Source organism: Kluyvera georgiana, assembly GCF_050990895.1.
GTDB lineage: Bacteria > Pseudomonadota > Gammaproteobacteria > Enterobacterales > Enterobacteriaceae > Kluyvera > Kluyvera georgiana.
Genome location: NZ_CP158865.1, coordinates 2,916,364 through 2,930,307 on the forward strand (window position 1 = coordinate 2,916,364; position 13,944 = coordinate 2,930,307).

At 49.0% G+C, this 13,944-nt stretch carries 17 protein-coding genes and 1 pseudogene; 10 read left to right on the plus strand and 8 right to left on the minus strand.

What is annotated here, in order from left to right; all coding sequences use genetic code 11:
• Positions 1-83: 83 nt before the first annotated feature.
• The 4 genes and pseudogenes from ABTW00_RS13905 to ABTW00_RS13920 form a co-directional block, all read right to left on the minus strand.
• On the minus strand, positions 84-1,451 hold the full coding sequence (locus ABTW00_RS13905; RefSeq protein WP_433636077.1) for a helicase RepA family protein: 1,368 nt from the start codon (positions 1,449-1,451) through the stop codon (positions 84-86).
• Positions 1,448-1,817: pseudogene (locus ABTW00_RS13910) on the minus strand (hypothetical protein). Before ABTW00_RS13910 ends, ABTW00_RS13905 begins: the two are co-directional and overlap by 4 nt.
• Complete coding sequence (locus ABTW00_RS13915; protein ID WP_433636079.1) at positions 1,814-2,032, minus strand: hypothetical protein; 219 nt, start codon at positions 2,030-2,032, stop codon at positions 1,814-1,816. Before ABTW00_RS13915 ends, ABTW00_RS13910 begins: the two are co-directional and overlap by 4 nt.
• An 80-nt stretch (positions 2,033-2,112) precedes the next feature.
• Positions 2,113-2,385: a host cell division inhibitor Icd-like protein gene (locus tag ABTW00_RS13920; protein ID WP_072129108.1), complete on the minus strand. Its 273-nt coding sequence runs from the start codon at positions 2,383-2,385 to the stop codon at positions 2,113-2,115.
• A 139-nt stretch (positions 2,386-2,524) separates the two neighbouring features.
• On the opposite strand from ABTW00_RS13920, the gene ABTW00_RS13925 reads away from it, so the two are divergent.
• Positions 2,525-2,707, plus strand: coding sequence for a YlcI/YnfO family protein (locus ABTW00_RS13925; RefSeq protein ID WP_433636080.1), 183 nt, complete (start codon positions 2,525-2,527; stop codon positions 2,705-2,707).
• Between the two features lie 61 nt (positions 2,708-2,768).
• Positions 2,769-3,611: a DUF3800 domain-containing protein gene (locus tag ABTW00_RS13930; protein ID WP_433636081.1), complete on the plus strand. Its 843-nt coding sequence runs from the start codon at positions 2,769-2,771 to the stop codon at positions 3,609-3,611.
• Between the two features lie 63 nt (positions 3,612-3,674).
• On the opposite strand, the gene ABTW00_RS13935 is transcribed toward ABTW00_RS13930, so the two are convergent.
• Both ABTW00_RS13935 and ABTW00_RS13940 read right to left on the minus strand, forming a co-directional pair.
• The gene (locus ABTW00_RS13935) at positions 3,675-3,899 is read right to left on the minus strand and encodes a helix-turn-helix transcriptional regulator (protein ID WP_433636083.1); all 225 of its coding nucleotides are present in this window, start codon (positions 3,897-3,899) and stop codon (positions 3,675-3,677) included.
• Between the two features lies 1 nt (position 3,900).
• Positions 3,901-5,136, minus strand: coding sequence for a tyrosine-type recombinase/integrase (locus tag ABTW00_RS13940; RefSeq protein WP_433636084.1), 1,236 nt, complete (start codon positions 5,134-5,136; stop codon positions 3,901-3,903).
• A gap of 163 nt (positions 5,137-5,299) precedes the next feature.
• Between ABTW00_RS13940 and ABTW00_RS13945 the strand changes: the two genes are divergently transcribed.
• The 4 genes from ABTW00_RS13945 to ABTW00_RS13960 all read left to right on the plus strand — a co-directional run bounded on the left by ABTW00_RS13945 (position 5,300) and on the right by ABTW00_RS13960 (position 8,237).
• Entirely contained in the window at positions 5,300-5,701 is a 402-nt protein-coding gene (locus ABTW00_RS13945) for a GNAT family N-acetyltransferase (protein WP_433636086.1), read from the plus strand.
• Positions 5,702-5,927: 226 nt separating this feature from the next.
• Positions 5,928-6,539 (plus strand): histidine phosphatase family protein, encoded by a 612-nt coding sequence (locus ABTW00_RS13950; protein ID WP_433636087.1) that lies wholly within the window; start codon positions 5,928-5,930, stop codon positions 6,537-6,539.
• A 294-nt stretch (positions 6,540-6,833) separates the two neighbouring features.
• Positions 6,834-7,367, plus strand: coding sequence for a GNAT family N-acetyltransferase (locus tag ABTW00_RS13955; RefSeq protein WP_433636088.1), 534 nt, complete (start codon positions 6,834-6,836; stop codon positions 7,365-7,367).
• 216 nt (positions 7,368-7,583) lie between these two features.
• Positions 7,584-8,237, plus strand: a complete 654-nt coding sequence (locus ABTW00_RS13960) for a LysE family translocator (RefSeq protein ID WP_433636089.1) — start codon at positions 7,584-7,586, stop codon at positions 8,235-8,237.
• Positions 8,238-8,348: 111 nt separating this feature from the next.
• Here the strand turns inward: ABTW00_RS13960 and ABTW00_RS13965 are convergent, their stop codons facing one another.
• Both ABTW00_RS13965 and icd read right to left on the minus strand, forming a co-directional pair.
• A complete protein-coding gene (locus tag ABTW00_RS13965) occupies positions 8,349-8,789 on the minus strand; it encodes a GNAT family N-acetyltransferase (protein ID WP_433641040.1) in 441 nt (146 codons plus the stop codon).
• Positions 8,790-9,250: 461 nt separating this feature from the next.
• Positions 9,251-10,501 (minus strand): NADP-dependent isocitrate dehydrogenase, encoded by a 1,251-nt coding sequence (icd, locus tag ABTW00_RS13970; RefSeq protein ID WP_065356324.1) that lies wholly within the window; start codon positions 10,499-10,501, stop codon positions 9,251-9,253.
• A 215-nt stretch (positions 10,502-10,716) separates the two neighbouring features.
• Between icd and rluE the strand changes: the two genes are divergently transcribed.
• From rluE to hflD, 4 genes are all read left to right on the plus strand, one after another.
• Positions 10,717-11,379 carry a 23S rRNA pseudouridine(2457) synthase RluE gene (gene rluE / locus ABTW00_RS13975; protein ID WP_065356323.1) on the plus strand — a complete coding sequence of 221 codons (663 nt, stop codon included), beginning with the start codon at positions 10,717-10,719 and terminating at the stop codon, positions 11,377-11,379.
• 221 nt (positions 11,380-11,600) lie between these two features.
• Positions 11,601-12,062 carry an NUDIX hydrolase gene (locus ABTW00_RS13980; protein WP_065356322.1) on the plus strand — a complete coding sequence of 154 codons (462 nt, stop codon included), beginning with the start codon at positions 11,601-11,603 and terminating at the stop codon, positions 12,060-12,062.
• A gap of 53 nt (positions 12,063-12,115) precedes the next feature.
• Entirely contained in the window at positions 12,116-13,225 is a 1,110-nt protein-coding gene (gene mnmA / locus ABTW00_RS13985; protein ID WP_433636090.1) for a tRNA 2-thiouridine(34) synthase MnmA, read from the plus strand.
• Positions 13,226-13,300: 75 nt separating this feature from the next.
• Complete coding sequence (gene hflD, locus ABTW00_RS13990; protein ID WP_064546344.1) at positions 13,301-13,942, plus strand: high frequency lysogenization protein HflD; 642 nt, start codon at positions 13,301-13,303, stop codon at positions 13,940-13,942.
• Positions 13,943-13,944 lie beyond the last annotated feature (2 nt).

A 13,944-nucleotide genomic window follows, 5' to 3' on the forward strand; every position in this document is an offset into this window, starting at 1 on the left:
ATTTTACCCACTTAGTCTGTGTATATAGGTGCAAAGTGGGGAAAACAGAGGCACTTCCCCAACCTTCCCCACCTGCTACCCACTTACACGCCCACTTCCCGTAATGACTGTACAGTTAATACATCATCGTTCTGAATAATCAATCCATCATCTACCAACTTTTGAACCCAACGGCTAAAGTGCTTAGTGTCGATACCAATCGCTTTCAAATCGTCACGTATAACAGATCTTGTGCATGACTCCCCTCTGGCTGTTCGACTGCGTACTGCCTGCCATAACGCCTGGTGGTTATCGCTAAGGCGTGACACATTGGACAGCTCTGGTTCCACCTCTTTTGCCGCCCTTGGCTCATCATGTACCACCAGAGAGCAAACCAACTCACCATCCTCATCGGTGTAAAGCTCCGCCGTTTTCAGGTCGTATGCTTTACGCTCAGGTTCTTCTGCATCCTTCATCTTGGTGCAGGTCATAATAAGCGCCTTTCCATCCCCTTCACGCTTAACGTTAAACTCGGTATCAAGCGCAGCACGGAAAGAACTGGAGCCGCGGGCACCTTTCGCCTCATCCTTTCCAGAGTGGTGGACTACCAGCACCGTTGCACCTGTTTTCTGTTTGATAACATCACAGCCCTCGATAAACGCCCCCATATCACGAGCATCGTTCTCATCATTGCCACCAAAGCAACGGGCAAGCGTATCGATCACCACCATGCGAACTGGAACCCCGCTTTCAGATTCAATTTGCCTGGCAGCCAGGAGCACTTCAGCAACCTCACTCTCACGTACTGGAAACACTGGGCGATTAACTAGCCAAAGATTGTCGGCCTGTTTGCCGTGCACCTGTTCCCATGCCCGTACGCGCCGGGGAACACCAACACCGCCTTCACCGACCACATACAGCACAGCACCGGGAGATACCTTCTTCCCTGCCCATGACAAACCAGCGGCGATATGACAGGCCCACGAAACCGCGAGAAAGCTCTTATACGAACCGCTGGGGCCGTAAATACTGCATAGTGACTGCGCTGGCAAAAAGTGTTTAAGGATATAGTCCTGACGAACATCAAAGCCGTCAGAACCCCGGGAGAGCGGTAGTTTTGTTCTGAACTTTGCACTGGAATCAGGAAAGACACGGTGAATCCGTTGAACATCAGACAACCATGCATTCATCTCAGCTTCGCCAATCTCTTCCACCAGAACGGCACGGCGAGAGACAACCATTTTCTTGCGGTCGGTATCAAGATACCCGGCATCACAAAGCGCCTCGTATGGCATCGCAGCTATCTGATTGAGACGCGTCACCAGCTTCCCGTATCGGGTAGTGGGATCCTTATGCTGGTGGAGGGCTTTATCCAAATCACTACGACTGTACTGTTTGCCATGGGCCCACTGATAAGAGCAGGTAAACAGGGCATCAGATACAGTTTCTACGGCTGTCAGTTGTACTGTCATTTTGGAATACCCCCACTCATCTGAAACTTGCCGATCAGTGGATGGAACCAGTACGCGGATCCGTATTTGCGTTTGGCACTGCGCAGAACTAAACGGGCCGCTTCTCTAAATTTCTCATCAGGTGCAATAAAACCACCCGATTTCAGCTTAACCAGCATAACCCCGGTATTCTTCGCCAGCTCCTCAGCCTTTTTGGTCGATATACCAAACTCTGCCGCCAACGTCGCTACTGCTGTCATGCCAGGAGGAATTTCGCCTCCCTGACTATCAGTTAACGATTTGATCTGCGTCTCGAGCGAAATCACCTTATCCACCAGACAGATCTACGCGTTTTTCGAGTTCGTTAAATTTCACGTTGCTAATCATTCGGCAGCCCCCTCTTTTTCGCTACGCACTACAGCACCTGCATTTTCTTCTGCCGTCCTAATTGCTACCTGAAAGTTGCCCAAGCAACGCATGAGTAATCCAACATTGAACATGTCGGCACGTAACGATTCTTCGTCGTAATCTTCATTAGAAGATGCGAAGTACATCAGGTTACCTATATGCCAAACCAAGCGGAAGTGTCGTACCAGCTTCATCAGCAGCGGTTAAAACCTGTTTCGCTGTGTTCGCGTCACAATTGTAGTTAGCGTCTATAAGTAACTGGAGATTGTGCATATCAGCCATGAGCAACCCCCGAAACATCGATTTTCCCGCCGATGATTGACCAAAGGGTCTGGCTATCATGGTCTGCCCATGTGACTGAATATGGGCTTTCAGTTCGAATTTTTGCTGCGAAGGTTAGTTCCCAACCGCTGAAAGCATCACGCGCAATTTCCTCTGTTGCAGCTGTCGTTCGAAGAACTACTGGATTACATGTGTGTCCTTTAGGCATTCCAAGGAACAACCATGTAAATTTAGGGTGAGTTTGGGTATGCTGTGTTCCAGCCATAGTCGTTACTCCAGTTAACGGTTTGGTTAGAAGCCCCGGCAGTGTTCGAGCACTTCGGGGCTTCGTTTTTTTTAAAACTTGCTTCATAAGCAGATGGTATATACCATCTATAATCACTCTACACTTCCGGTATATACCAATGCAAGAGAAAAAGACTAAACGCGATTTCGACCGTTCTAGCAGCACGGCTAAAAACATACGCTTTGAGGACGAGCTACTGGAGCAAATCAATACGGCTGCTGGTTCTGGCCAGTTCAGTTCATGGGTAAAAGATGCCTGCCGTGAAAAGCTTCGTAAAATCGGAATAGAACCTAAAGGCTAAGTTATAATTTTTTAGCGCAAAATCTAAACTTTGTAATATTAATGTTTTTAGAAGGACGTTTATGAATAGTACAACTATATACTTCTACATAGATGAATCAGGGGATAAAGGTTATTCAAACTCAAAACCCCGTCATGAAATAGGAGTAATGGCAGGCTTCCTCATCAACGACTGGGATCTTCCGAGCCTAGAAGAAAAAATGGAGAGTGGATTAAGAAAACTCAACCTCGATCCATTAAAAAAACTTCACATGTCAGAGTTAGATAAAAATCAGCAAGCCAAAGCAATTGATTTAATCAAAAAGTTATTTAAACAATTTAATCTTAAGTTTTTTTATTCTGTAATATATACGTCATCGTATGCATCTTTTGTTGGACTCAGCCCAGAGCAAAAAAAAGAGTCCATGCACTCTCAGTTACTACAAACCATCTTAATTACAGCTCTATCATTCTGTACCCGTCTAATTGAAAAGTTCAACACTGATGTAAAATTACAAATCGTAAGTGATAATATAGATTCCGGCGTATTAAAAACAATGAAAAAAGATTATTCCAGAATAGTTAATTTTTTAAATGGGACAAGGAATCGAACATACATAACCAAAACCAAATATGTCGAATCAGAAATAACTAATTTATCACATGACCCGAGACCCAAAAATGGGAAGTTCGAAGTTGATATTCGCGTTGAAAATTCAACAACCACATTTATTTCCGATGTATTATCTTACACAACATTTCAACATCTGATTAAATTTATGAAAGATAATCCTACAATGGTTCTTAATACATCAAAGGCTAGTTCAGGTCATCCCTTGGAGGAATTTTTAATGTTACAATTCACCCCAGACCTTGAAGAGATAAATTTAATCGGGAAAATATTTGGACCTGGTAGGAAAAATTAAAATATGAGAAGGTATCGACGATAAAGATACCTTCCCTGTAAATTACTTAAAACATATTTATAATTAATTCCAACTACCTTTGATCCATGCTTGGATCTCGGAAAGCCGATACGCGACAGCTGAAGGTCCAATTTTGATGCGCTTTGGAAACTTTCCTTCCTGTTCCATACGCCAGCGCGTAGAGTTAGACAGCGTGGTCATAGCTCGGCATTCAGGTTCACGAATCATTCGGTCAAGCTCAGGCATCAACTGTAAATCTTTTTTTTTCACTACGGATAACATAGCCATATCAGGCGCTCCTTTTCTTAATCACTTTGACTGTATTCTCTTCACCCACCAGCCCATCAAGGTAATCAACCCATCGGTCCAGCGCTTCTTGCTTTTGAGGAATATACTTGCTGCGATTATAGATTCCGGCCACGCCCTTTATGGTGTGCCCCAGCAGCTGTTCTACCACAATAAAATCAACGCCCATATCGTTAAGACTTGTCGAGAACGTTCGTCTCAAATCATGTAATGACCAGCGTTTTTCATGTTTGAGGGAAGTGAAGTTTGAACATCCCATAGCACTCACTGTTGAGTTAGATTTAAGTTCACCCATTATATATTTACGCCGTTTAGTCTCTTCACGAAGGTTTACAAGCCACTGGCGCATCTTTTGAGGAACGGGACGAATAATCTCTTCGCCGTTTTTACTGTGCTCTTTAGGCACCGTCCAAAGCCATTTATCGAAGTCCCATTCATCCCATGTGGATAGACGAACCTCACTGAGTCGGCATCCAAACACAAGGCACAAAATCGCCATCCGTTTTTTGTAATTCATTACGCGGGTTTTGCCCTTGCCATGAAAGTAAACGCCCCACAGGTCAGCAACATAGCTTTCTTCAAGCAACCGCTCCCTCTTGTTCTGATACTTACCAATATCTGTAGGACTCAAGTCATCCAGCACATTACATCGCACATACTGGCGCACCCGGCAGTATTTGAAGATCTGCTTTAACTCAATCAGCATTGCGTCAGACTGAACCGGTGCTATTTTCTTCACGCGCTCAAAGCATTTTATCCAGTCCGACAGACCGCATTTTTCGACAGGAAACCCGCCGATGTAGGGAAAGATATATCTCTCATAACGGCGATAGAGGCGCACCGTCTCTTTGCGTTTTTCCCTGGCATAGTTATCAAACCAGTAATCGACAGCGTTCTTAACTGTCACCGGAGTAAACAAGCTCTCTTTAGTGAGTTTGTTCTCTATCCGTGGATCAAGTCCCTGTGACAGCCATCCCCGGCACTCGTCCCTTTTCTCCCTGGCCTGTTTAAGTGTCATATCAGGGTACTTGCCTAACGTCATCCAGACGGGGGCACTCTGTCGGCCGGAATGCCTAAAGAAGTAAACAAAGCTGACAGTGCCACTCATGCTTACTCTGACAGACAGCCCCCGACCATCAGCCACCATTTTTTGGCGCTGCTGCGGTTTACCATGTAAGGCTTTTAATGCCTTGTCACTTAACTTGTTCTCGCCAGCCATAAAACCTCATTCTGCAATACACATTGCAATACACACTTAGCTGCAACGCCGAAAAACAGTAGAAAAGCAATGCAAACAACATTTCTTTCTTCTTCATAATTAACAATGAGTTAATGAATGAATCTGGTTCTTCATGCGTACCCATGAGGTAGTGTGATGGATAATGGATAATCAGCATCTGAGTTTTACCAAAGGCCAGTTTACCGTCACAACCGATCCCGCCTTTTTCCAACAGGAAGCCATTCACGATTATCTCTCGCAATCGTCCTGGGCTCCTGGCATTGATGCTGAAACGGTCAGGATATCAATCCAGAACAGCCTCTGTTTTGCGCTTCTGGATGGAACAAAACAAATCGGCTTCGCCCGTCTGGTCACAGACTATGCCACTTTTGCTTATTTGTGCGACGTCTACGTGCTGAACGATTATCAGAAAAGTGGTCTTGGTCGTTGGCTGATTGAATGCTGTCACGCCCATCCATTGATGTCACGTTTGCGACGGATAATCCAGGTTGGGACAGATCCTCAGAGAGATATCATTATGAAACGCTCAACTTGTGTCAGTTGAACAAACATTGCGACGTCCACTTTTGGTACAGGGCAGACCTTTAGCGCGTTCGCTCCGTGTCAAAAACGAATATTAACGCTATTCAATGCATCACTTCTGAGGCTGAACATAACAATATTCATCTACACTTGTTCCTGTTTTTCGTCCAGAACAGAGAACATCCCATCATATTAACGGGATATGTTTGGTCTGCGTCATTTAAATCAATAACCTACACGGACCTTTAATGATGCAAGTGATACTTGTTCGACACGCGGAAACAGAGTGGAATGTAAGAGGCATTATTCAGGGACAGAGTGACAGTGCGTTGACCCCTCGGGGGAAACGCCAAACATCGGCCTTACTTGCGGCGCTTACAGCGAGTGATTACCGGGTAGGATGTGTTTACGCTTCTCCGCTCGGCCGTGCCTGGCAAATGGGACAGCGTCTGGCTGAGAGCTTTTGTTGCTCACCGATCGCTGAATCCGCCCTGAAAGAACAGGCATTTGGTCAGTTTGAAGGCATGTCAACAGCACAGCTCCCTCCGAACGCGGTAAAGGCGTTATTCAAACTTGACGCAGAGTATTGCCCGCCTGGGGGAGAGTCTCTCTCGCATGCTTCTCAGCGAATGATGCATTTTTTATACAATCTGGAAAAAAAACGACATCATCAAACAATATGTATTGTGTCTCACGGGCGCGTCAGTCAGGGCGTGCTTTCAATTCTAAAAAGTGGATCTGTCGATGATTTTTCCCGATATGCCCAACCCAACGCGAGTTACTCCGTTTTCGACCTGATTAATGGAAGATGCGACACTCTCAGATGGGGGATTGCTACACATTTACGTCATCTGGATTAATCGTTAACTTTCAATCCTTCAAGGCCAGCTTGCATGAGCCATCACCATTAGCAGGACGTCCGCTTCTCGCCCATCGAGCACCAGGGGATTTTCCCTTCAGCCCATTCTGCTTCGCGCCAGAAGCGGACAGTTTGGTTTTCGAGCATCATTTTGATTGATCGATTGCCGATAGTGATGCGTACAAATGATTTATTGTGGGAAGCATGCCTTGTTAATTCTATGTTAATAGCCTAGGCTGGCTGCAATTTATACTAATAAACCGGACAATGTAACCTGACTATTCAAGGGGATATGATGATTTTGCGACAGGCACCTCAGCTAGAGACCGAGCGCTTAATTCTAAAACATTTCACGTTGGAAGATTTCTCTGCTCTTCAGGCATGCTGGGCCGATCCAGAAATGGTTAAGATAAATGGCGGAGAAGTTCCTACTTCAGAAGCAGTATGGGCCCGCTTGTTACGTTACATAGGTCACTGGCAAGCGTTAGGCTATGGTTACTGGGCTGTTTTTGAGAAAGCAACCCATCTTTATATTGGCGCGTTTGGGTTTCAGGATGCGCATCGCAATATTGAACCAGCATTAACATATCCAGAAGCAGGATGGACAATCATCGCTGAAATGCGCGGAAAGGGTTACGCCAATGAGGCATTGGCAGCGATTTTAGGCTGGGCAGACCAGACATTTACCTCCCCTGTATGCTGTATTATTGCGGAAGAAAACCAGCGTTCAAATTATTTGGCTGAGCGATTCGGTTTTCAATACCAGAGCCATGTTATATACCATAATAAAAATGTACGCCTGCTAATCCGTCCACTGTCCTCTGTTTAGCTTCAATTAAGTGTCAACTTTGCCGTTGTCAAAACAGTGAAAATCAGGGGGCTTCGTGTGAATCAAACGGATCAAAGGTTATGGAGAAACAGCAATCCTGGGATTCCTGACAGAATGTCCGCTTCTCGTTCACAGCTGACGTTGAAGTACATTCCACTTTCGACTCGACTCGGACTGAGGTAACGTAGCGGAAACAGTGTTCCGGACTCAACCAAAATGCCTTCCATCGAAACATTTATGACTTTCCTTCTCGCGCTGACGCTTCTGGAGATTTCTCCTGGGCCAGACATGATGCTGACTATCGCCCGAGGCGTCGGCCAGGGAAGACGTATTGCACTGCTTACGGTACTGGGTAATGTATTTGTCGCTGGTTTTGTGCAAGTTTCTTTTCTTGTCCTGGGCCTGGTAACCGTTGTTCATGCCTGGCCAGTAGCGCTAGATCTGCTAAGGTGGGTCGGTGCGGCTTATCTGATGTGGTTGGGCATAAAAATGATTGCGACTTCAGGCACTGATACGCGGCTGCGAAAAACGGCAAAAATTTCTGACTGGAATGCCGTTAAGGAAGGCGCCCTGAACAGCCTGACTAATCCAAAATCCCTGCTGTTCATGTTTGCTTTTCTTCCTCAGTTTGTCGATTCCGCCGCGGGCCCTATCTGGCTGCAATTACTTGTCCTGGGCAGTATCCAAAAGCTGGCTGGGATTGTTTCCCTGGGGTCAGTCGCGATGGCATCAGGAACCTTTGGCAACTGGCTAGGTAAACACCCAGGCGTTATCAAATGGCAGGAACGATTTACAGGTATTGTCATGATTGGCCTGGGTATCCGCATGTTGTTAAGCGGGTCCGGCATAGTATCGAAATCAGCCCGTTAAGTTACACACAACCGGTAAACCCGGTTCCGCTTCTCGCTCAGAGTGAAGCTGAAACTCAGTGGGTTCGTCCGCTCTGTGCCAGGAGCGGATAATGCAAACCTTGCGAGGGAGTTAATTAACAACGGGAACGTCGGCGAGGTGTTTAACAAAACGCTTCCTCACTTCCTGATAACCATTATCTTCATAAAACTTGTGTGCTCTGACTCTTCTTTCACTGCTTGAAAGCTCAATTTGAGAACATCCTTTCTCCAGGGCGATTTGCTCAGCGGCGATGAGGAGCTTCCGCCCGATCCCTGCCCCTCGCAATGATTCATCTATGACCAGCGCTGAAATTAATGCCCATAAACTGTTTTCATGCAGAGGCGTGATAAAATTCACCACAATAACCCCGCAAAGTTCTTTTTCTAATTCAGCAACCAATATGCTAAGACCGGTATGCTCTTGGTCAATGTGCTTTTCTAAGCGTTCTCTCTCTGTCTGATATCCCAGTTGCAGAAACAGCTTATTTAGAGAGGGTATATCTTTTAACTTTGGCGTCCTGATTAAGACCATGCCATAACTTCCTTCATAAAAGTTTAGTAAAAATATCCAAATCACCCGCACGTTGCCAACTTCCGCTCCTCGCCCACAGCGGACCTTTTGCTCAGAAGAACAGGCTCTCATAAATACATCAGGAGCGTGCGCTACCCTGTGTTGGATTCTTATCTCAGCTAACGTCTTTCGCCCCGAGTTTTATTTCAAAGCTTGTCATACCCGACCCGGTCAGAAATCACCGGAGCGGCCCGGCACAGAATGATTTCGACCGAGAACAATGACGGTACGGCCAGGCCGACAGCCATCATTTCCTGAACGATTACGCCAAAGTGGAACTGGCCGAAGAAACCTACCATCCAGAAAAAAGTTTAGAGGGAAATTAGATCGCTTGTTTTGATAAACGGTTGATAGCCGTTCGAACTCTAATAATAAAAACGGGAACCCATCGGCTCCCGTTTTTCACTCATCCATAATCTGGATTACATGTTCGCGATAATCGCGTCGCCAAACTCTGAACATTTCAGCAGCTTCGCGCCTTCCATCAGACGTTCGAAGTCATAGGTCACGGTCTTCGCGGCGATTGCGCCTTCCATGCCTTTAACGATCAGGTCTGCGGCTTCGAACCACTGCATGTGACGCAGCATCATCTCAGCAGAAAGGATTACGGAACCTGGGTTTACTTTGTCCTGACCTGCGTACTTCGGTGCGGTACCGTGAGTAGCTTCAAACAGTGCGCACTCATCACCGATGTTTGCGCCCGGTGCAATACCGATGCCGCCAACCTGTGCGGCCAGGGCGTCAGAAATATAGTCACCGTTGAGGTTCATACAGGCGATAACGTCGTATTCTGCCGGACGCAGCAGGATCTGCTGCAGGAACGCATCGGCGATCACATCTTTAATGATGATCTCTTTGCCGGTGTTCGGGTTCTTAATTTTCTGCCACGGGCCGCCGTCGATCAGTTCGCCGCCGAATTCGTCGCGAATCAGCTGGTAGCCCCAGTCTTTGAACGCGCCTTCGGTGAACTTCATGATGTTGCCTTTGTGCACCAGGGTCAGGGAGTCACGGTCATTGGTGATCGCATATTCGATCGCCGCACGCACCAGACGCTTGGTCCCTTCTTCGGAGCACGGCTTGATACCGATACCGCAATGTTCCGGGAAGCGAATTTTCTTCACGCCCATCTCTTCGCGCAGGAATTTAATCACTTTCTCAGCGTCAGCGGAGTCCGCTTTCCATTCGATACCCGCGTAGATGTCTTCGGAGTTTTCACGGAAGATAACCATATCGGTCAGTTCTGGGTGTTTAACCGGGCTAGGGGTACCCTGGTAGTAACGAACCGGACGCAGACAAACGTACAGGTCAAGTTCCTGACGCAGCGCAACGTTCAGAGAACGAATGCCGCCGCCAACTGGCGTGGTCAGTGGGCCTTTGATAGCAACGCGGTAATCACGGATAAGATCCAGCGTCTCTGCTGGCAGCCATACGTCCTGGCCGTAGATCTGAGTGGATTTTTCCCCGGTGTAAATTTCCATCCAGGAAATTTTACGCTCGCCTTTGTAGGCTTTCTCAACAGCGGCATCAACCACTTTCAGCATTGCCGGAGTCACGTCAATGCCGATACCGTCGCCTTCAATAAATGGGATAATCGGATTGTGTGGCACATTCAGCTTGCCGTCTTTCAGGGTGATTTTTTGACCTTCCGCCGGAACAACTACTTTGCTTTCCATTCACCTCTCCTTCGAGCGCTACTGGTGTGCTCGTCATCCTTTACGCCACAGGTTCTTGCCGCTACTACACCCACTCCACCGAGTCTGGAGATGCACTGTCTTACCGTCTTCCTGCAACACAAAGAGTTAGAGCATTTTTGTTAATGTTTTGTAATAAGCCTGTCAATACTACCTGATTGTTTGGCGCCATGAAAGACTCTCGTTCTTAGGCTATAATGCGCGAATCTATAAAGCCTGAAAATACTATGATTAAAACTTCTTTTAGAAAACACCGAGTTGAGCGATTCAGCTCAAAACAAGCCGCTAAGCCGCGCCGGGATAACCAACCAAAACGCGTTATTCTGTTCAATAAACCCTATGATGTTTTGCCGCAGTTTACCGACGAAGCAGGCCGTAGCACGCTGAAAGATTTTATTCCCGTACAGAATGTATACGCTGCCGGGCGTCTTGACCGCGACAGTGAAGGCCTGTTGGTGTTAACAAACGACGGCGCCCTGCAGGCCAGGCTCACGCAGCCGGGCAAGCGGACGGGAAAAATTTATTATGTGCAGGTCGAAGGGGAACCGACGGAAGAGGCCATAGACGCGCTGCGGCATGGCGTCACGTTGAACGATGGGCCAACGCTGCCGGCCGGTATCGAACGCGTGGACGCTCCCGACTGGCTGTGGCCGCGTAACCCACCGATACGCGAGCGCAAGTCGATCCCGACCGCCTGGCTGAAAGTCACGCTGTATGAAGGCCGCAATCGCCAGGTCCGGCGGATGACCGCCCACGTGGGTTACCCGACGCTGCGATTAATTCGTTATGCCATGGGCGATTATACGCTGGATAACCTCGGTAACGGCGAGTGGCGTGAAGCCGACGGCGAGCGCGGATAGCCTTCTTCCGGCAACGGATGCCTGGAAATATCAGGGACAACAATACGCTTAGCTGTTTCCAGGAACCGGTTAGCTGATGTCGCCAGGGTTTTCAGCACCACAAATCACGGTGACGCTTCGCCATCAGCAGAGCGTCATGATGATGTAGAACAGGCGTTTGATTTTCCCCTCTCCTTCTTTATATCCTTATCTCCTTTCTCGCCCGATAAGGATGCCGACGCATGTTTAAACCCCACGTTACCGTTGCCTGTATTGTTCACGCCGCGGGCAAATTTCTCGTCGTTGAAGAAACCATCAACGGTAAAGCGTTATGGAACCAACCCGCAGGCCATCTTGAAGCGGATGAAACGCTGGTACAGGCTGCCGAGCGCGAACTGTGGGAGGAGACCGGCATTCGCGCGACTCCGCAACACTTTATTCGTCTGCACCAGTGGATTGCCCCGGACCGCACGCCGTTTCTGCGTTTCCTTTTCGCTATTGAACTCAGCGAAATTTGCCCTACCCAGCCGCACGATAGTGATATCGACCGCTGCCTGTGGGTCAGCGCGGAAGAGATCCTTCGGGCTAAAAATCTGCGCTCGGCGTTGGTGGCTGAAAGCATCCGTTGCTATCAGCAGGGCGAGCGCTATCCGCTGTCATTAATCGGCGCATTTAACTGGCCGTTTACCGAGGGTGCCAAGTAACGGGCTGCGTGCTAGAATATGCCGCCTTGAAGTCCAATGTCGTGAGTATTCCAATGTCAGAAAGCCAGAAAAAAGTGATCGTCGGCATGTCCGGCGGTGTTGATTCCTCCGTTTCCGCCTACCTGTTACAACAACAGGGCTATAAGGTGGAGGGCCTGTTCATGAAGAACTGGGAGGAAGACGACGGCGAGGAATACTGTACTGCCGCCGCCGACCTTGCCGATGCGCAGGCGGTGTGCGATAAGCTCGGCATTGAGCTGCACACCGTGAACTTTGCTGCCGAATACTGGGACAACGTGTTTGAACTGTTCCTGCAGGAGTACAAAGCGGGCCGCACGCCGAACCCGGATATCCTGTGCAACAAAGAGATCAAGTTCAAAGCCTTCCTGGAGTTCGCCGCAGAGGATCTCGGCGCCGACTACATCGCCACCGGCCACTACGTGCGCCGTGCTGACGTCGACGGTAAGAGCCAACTGCTGCGTGGCCTTGATGGCAACAAAGACCAGAGCTACTTCCTTTATACCCTGGGCCACGAACAGATCGCGCAAAGCCTGTTCCCGGTTGGCGAACTGGAAAAGCCGCAGGTGCGTAAAATCGCCGAAGAGCTGGATCTCATCACCGCGAAGAAAAAAGACTCTACCGGTATCTGCTTTATCGGCGAGCGCAAATTCCGTGAGTTCCTCGGTCGCTACCTGCCCGCGAAGCCGGGTAAAATCATCACCGTTGATGGCGAAGAGATTGGCACCCATCAGGGATTGATGTACCACACGCTGGGTCAACGTAAAGGCCTGGGCATCGGCGGTACCAAAGAAGGCAGCGAAGATCCGTGGTATGTCGTCGATAAAGACGTCGAGAACAACATTTTGATTGTCGCTCAGGGTCACGATCACCCGCGCCTGATGTCGGTGGGCCTGATTGCCCAACAGCTGCACTGGGTCGATCGCGAGCCGGTCACCGGTACCTTCCGCTGCACGGTGAAGACCCGCTACCGTCAGACGGATATCCCTTGCACCGTGACCGCACTGGATGAAGAACGTATTGAGGTTCGTTTTGATGAACCTGTTGCCGCGGTCACCCCTGGTCAGTCCGCCGTGTTTTACCGCGGTGAAATCTGCCTGGGTGGCGGCGTGATTGAGCAGCGTTTGCCGCTGCCAGTGGAATAAAGCCCTCACCTGAGTAGGGCGTAACACAGTCTGCCTGGCGTCGCGCCGTCGGGCAGGCGCCAACAAGGAGTTAGCGTGGCGAAGAATTACTATGACATCACCCTGGCGCTGGCGGGAATTTGCCAGTCAGCCCGTCTGGTGCAGCAGTTGGCCCATCAGGGGCACTGCGACGGCGAGGCGTTACACGTTTCGCTGAACAGCGTTATCGACCTCAACCCAGATTCCGCGCTGGGCGTGTTCGGTGGCAGCGAAGCAAATCTTCGTCTCGGCCTGGAAACCCTACTCGGCGTGCTCAATGCCAGCAGCCGTCAGGGTCTGAACGCCGAGTTAACCCGCTATACTCTTAGCCTGATGGTGCTTGAGCGGAAGCTCGCCGCCGCGAAAGGCGCCATGGACACGCTGGGTAACCGCATCAATGGGTTACAGCGCCAGCTCGACCATTTTGATTTACAGTCCGATACCCTGCTAAGCGCCATGGCGGGTATCTATGTTGACGTCATCAGCCCGCTCGGCCCGCGTATTCAGGTCACCGGTTCCCCTGCTGTGCTGCAAAGCCCGCAGGTTCAGGCCAAGGTTCGTGCCTCGCTGCTGGCCGGGATCCGCTCTGCTGTTCTGTGGCACCAGGTCGGCGGTGGACGTCTGCAGCTGATGTTTTCTCGTAATCGCCTGACTGCTCAGGCAAAACAAATTCTTGCTCATTTAACCCCGGAGTTGTGATC

Excerpts from the sequence above, each read along its gene's own strand:
- icd (WP_065356324.1), bottom strand. The coding sequence starts at position 10,501 with ATGGAAAGCAAAGTAGTTGTTCCGGCGGAAGGTCAAAAAATCACCCTG.
- ABTW00_RS13950 (WP_433636087.1), top strand. The coding sequence starts at position 5,928 with ATGATGCAAGTGATACTTGTTCGACACGCGGAAACAGAGTGGAATGTA.
- ABTW00_RS13955 (WP_433636088.1), top strand. The coding sequence starts at position 6,834 with ATGATTTTGCGACAGGCACCTCAGCTAGAGACCGAGCGCTTAATTCTA.
- ABTW00_RS13930 (WP_433636081.1), top strand. The coding sequence starts at position 2,769 with ATGAATAGTACAACTATATACTTCTACATAGATGAATCAGGGGATAAA.
- ABTW00_RS13965 (WP_433641040.1), bottom strand. The coding sequence starts at position 8,789 with ATGGTCTTAATCAGGACGCCAAAGTTAAAAGATATACCCTCTCTAAAT.
- ABTW00_RS13960 (WP_433636089.1), top strand. The coding sequence starts at position 7,584 with ATGCCTTCCATCGAAACATTTATGACTTTCCTTCTCGCGCTGACGCTT.
- mnmA (WP_433636090.1), top strand. The coding sequence starts at position 12,116 with ATGTCAGAAAGCCAGAAAAAAGTGATCGTCGGCATGTCCGGCGGTGTT.
- ABTW00_RS13920 (WP_072129108.1), bottom strand. The coding sequence starts at position 2,385 with ATGGCTGGAACACAGCATACCCAAACTCACCCTAAATTTACATGGTTG.
- ABTW00_RS13980 (WP_065356322.1), top strand. The coding sequence starts at position 11,601 with ATGTTTAAACCCCACGTTACCGTTGCCTGTATTGTTCACGCCGCGGGC.
- ABTW00_RS13935 (WP_433636083.1), bottom strand. The coding sequence starts at position 3,899 with ATGGCTATGTTATCCGTAGTGAAAAAAAAAGATTTACAGTTGATGCCT.
- ABTW00_RS13925 (WP_433636080.1), top strand. The coding sequence starts at position 2,525 with ATGCAAGAGAAAAAGACTAAACGCGATTTCGACCGTTCTAGCAGCACG.
- rluE (WP_065356323.1), top strand. The coding sequence starts at position 10,717 with ATGCGCGAATCTATAAAGCCTGAAAATACTATGATTAAAACTTCTTTT.
- ABTW00_RS13945 (WP_433636086.1), top strand. The coding sequence starts at position 5,300 with ATGGATAATCAGCATCTGAGTTTTACCAAAGGCCAGTTTACCGTCACA.
- ABTW00_RS13915 (WP_433636079.1), bottom strand. The coding sequence starts at position 2,032 with ATGAAGCTGGTACGACACTTCCGCTTGGTTTGGCATATAGGTAACCTG.
- ABTW00_RS13940 (WP_433636084.1), bottom strand. The coding sequence starts at position 5,136 with ATGGCTGGCGAGAACAAGTTAAGTGACAAGGCATTAAAAGCCTTACAT.
- ABTW00_RS13905 (WP_433636077.1), bottom strand. The coding sequence starts at position 1,451 with ATGACAGTACAACTGACAGCCGTAGAAACTGTATCTGATGCCCTGTTT.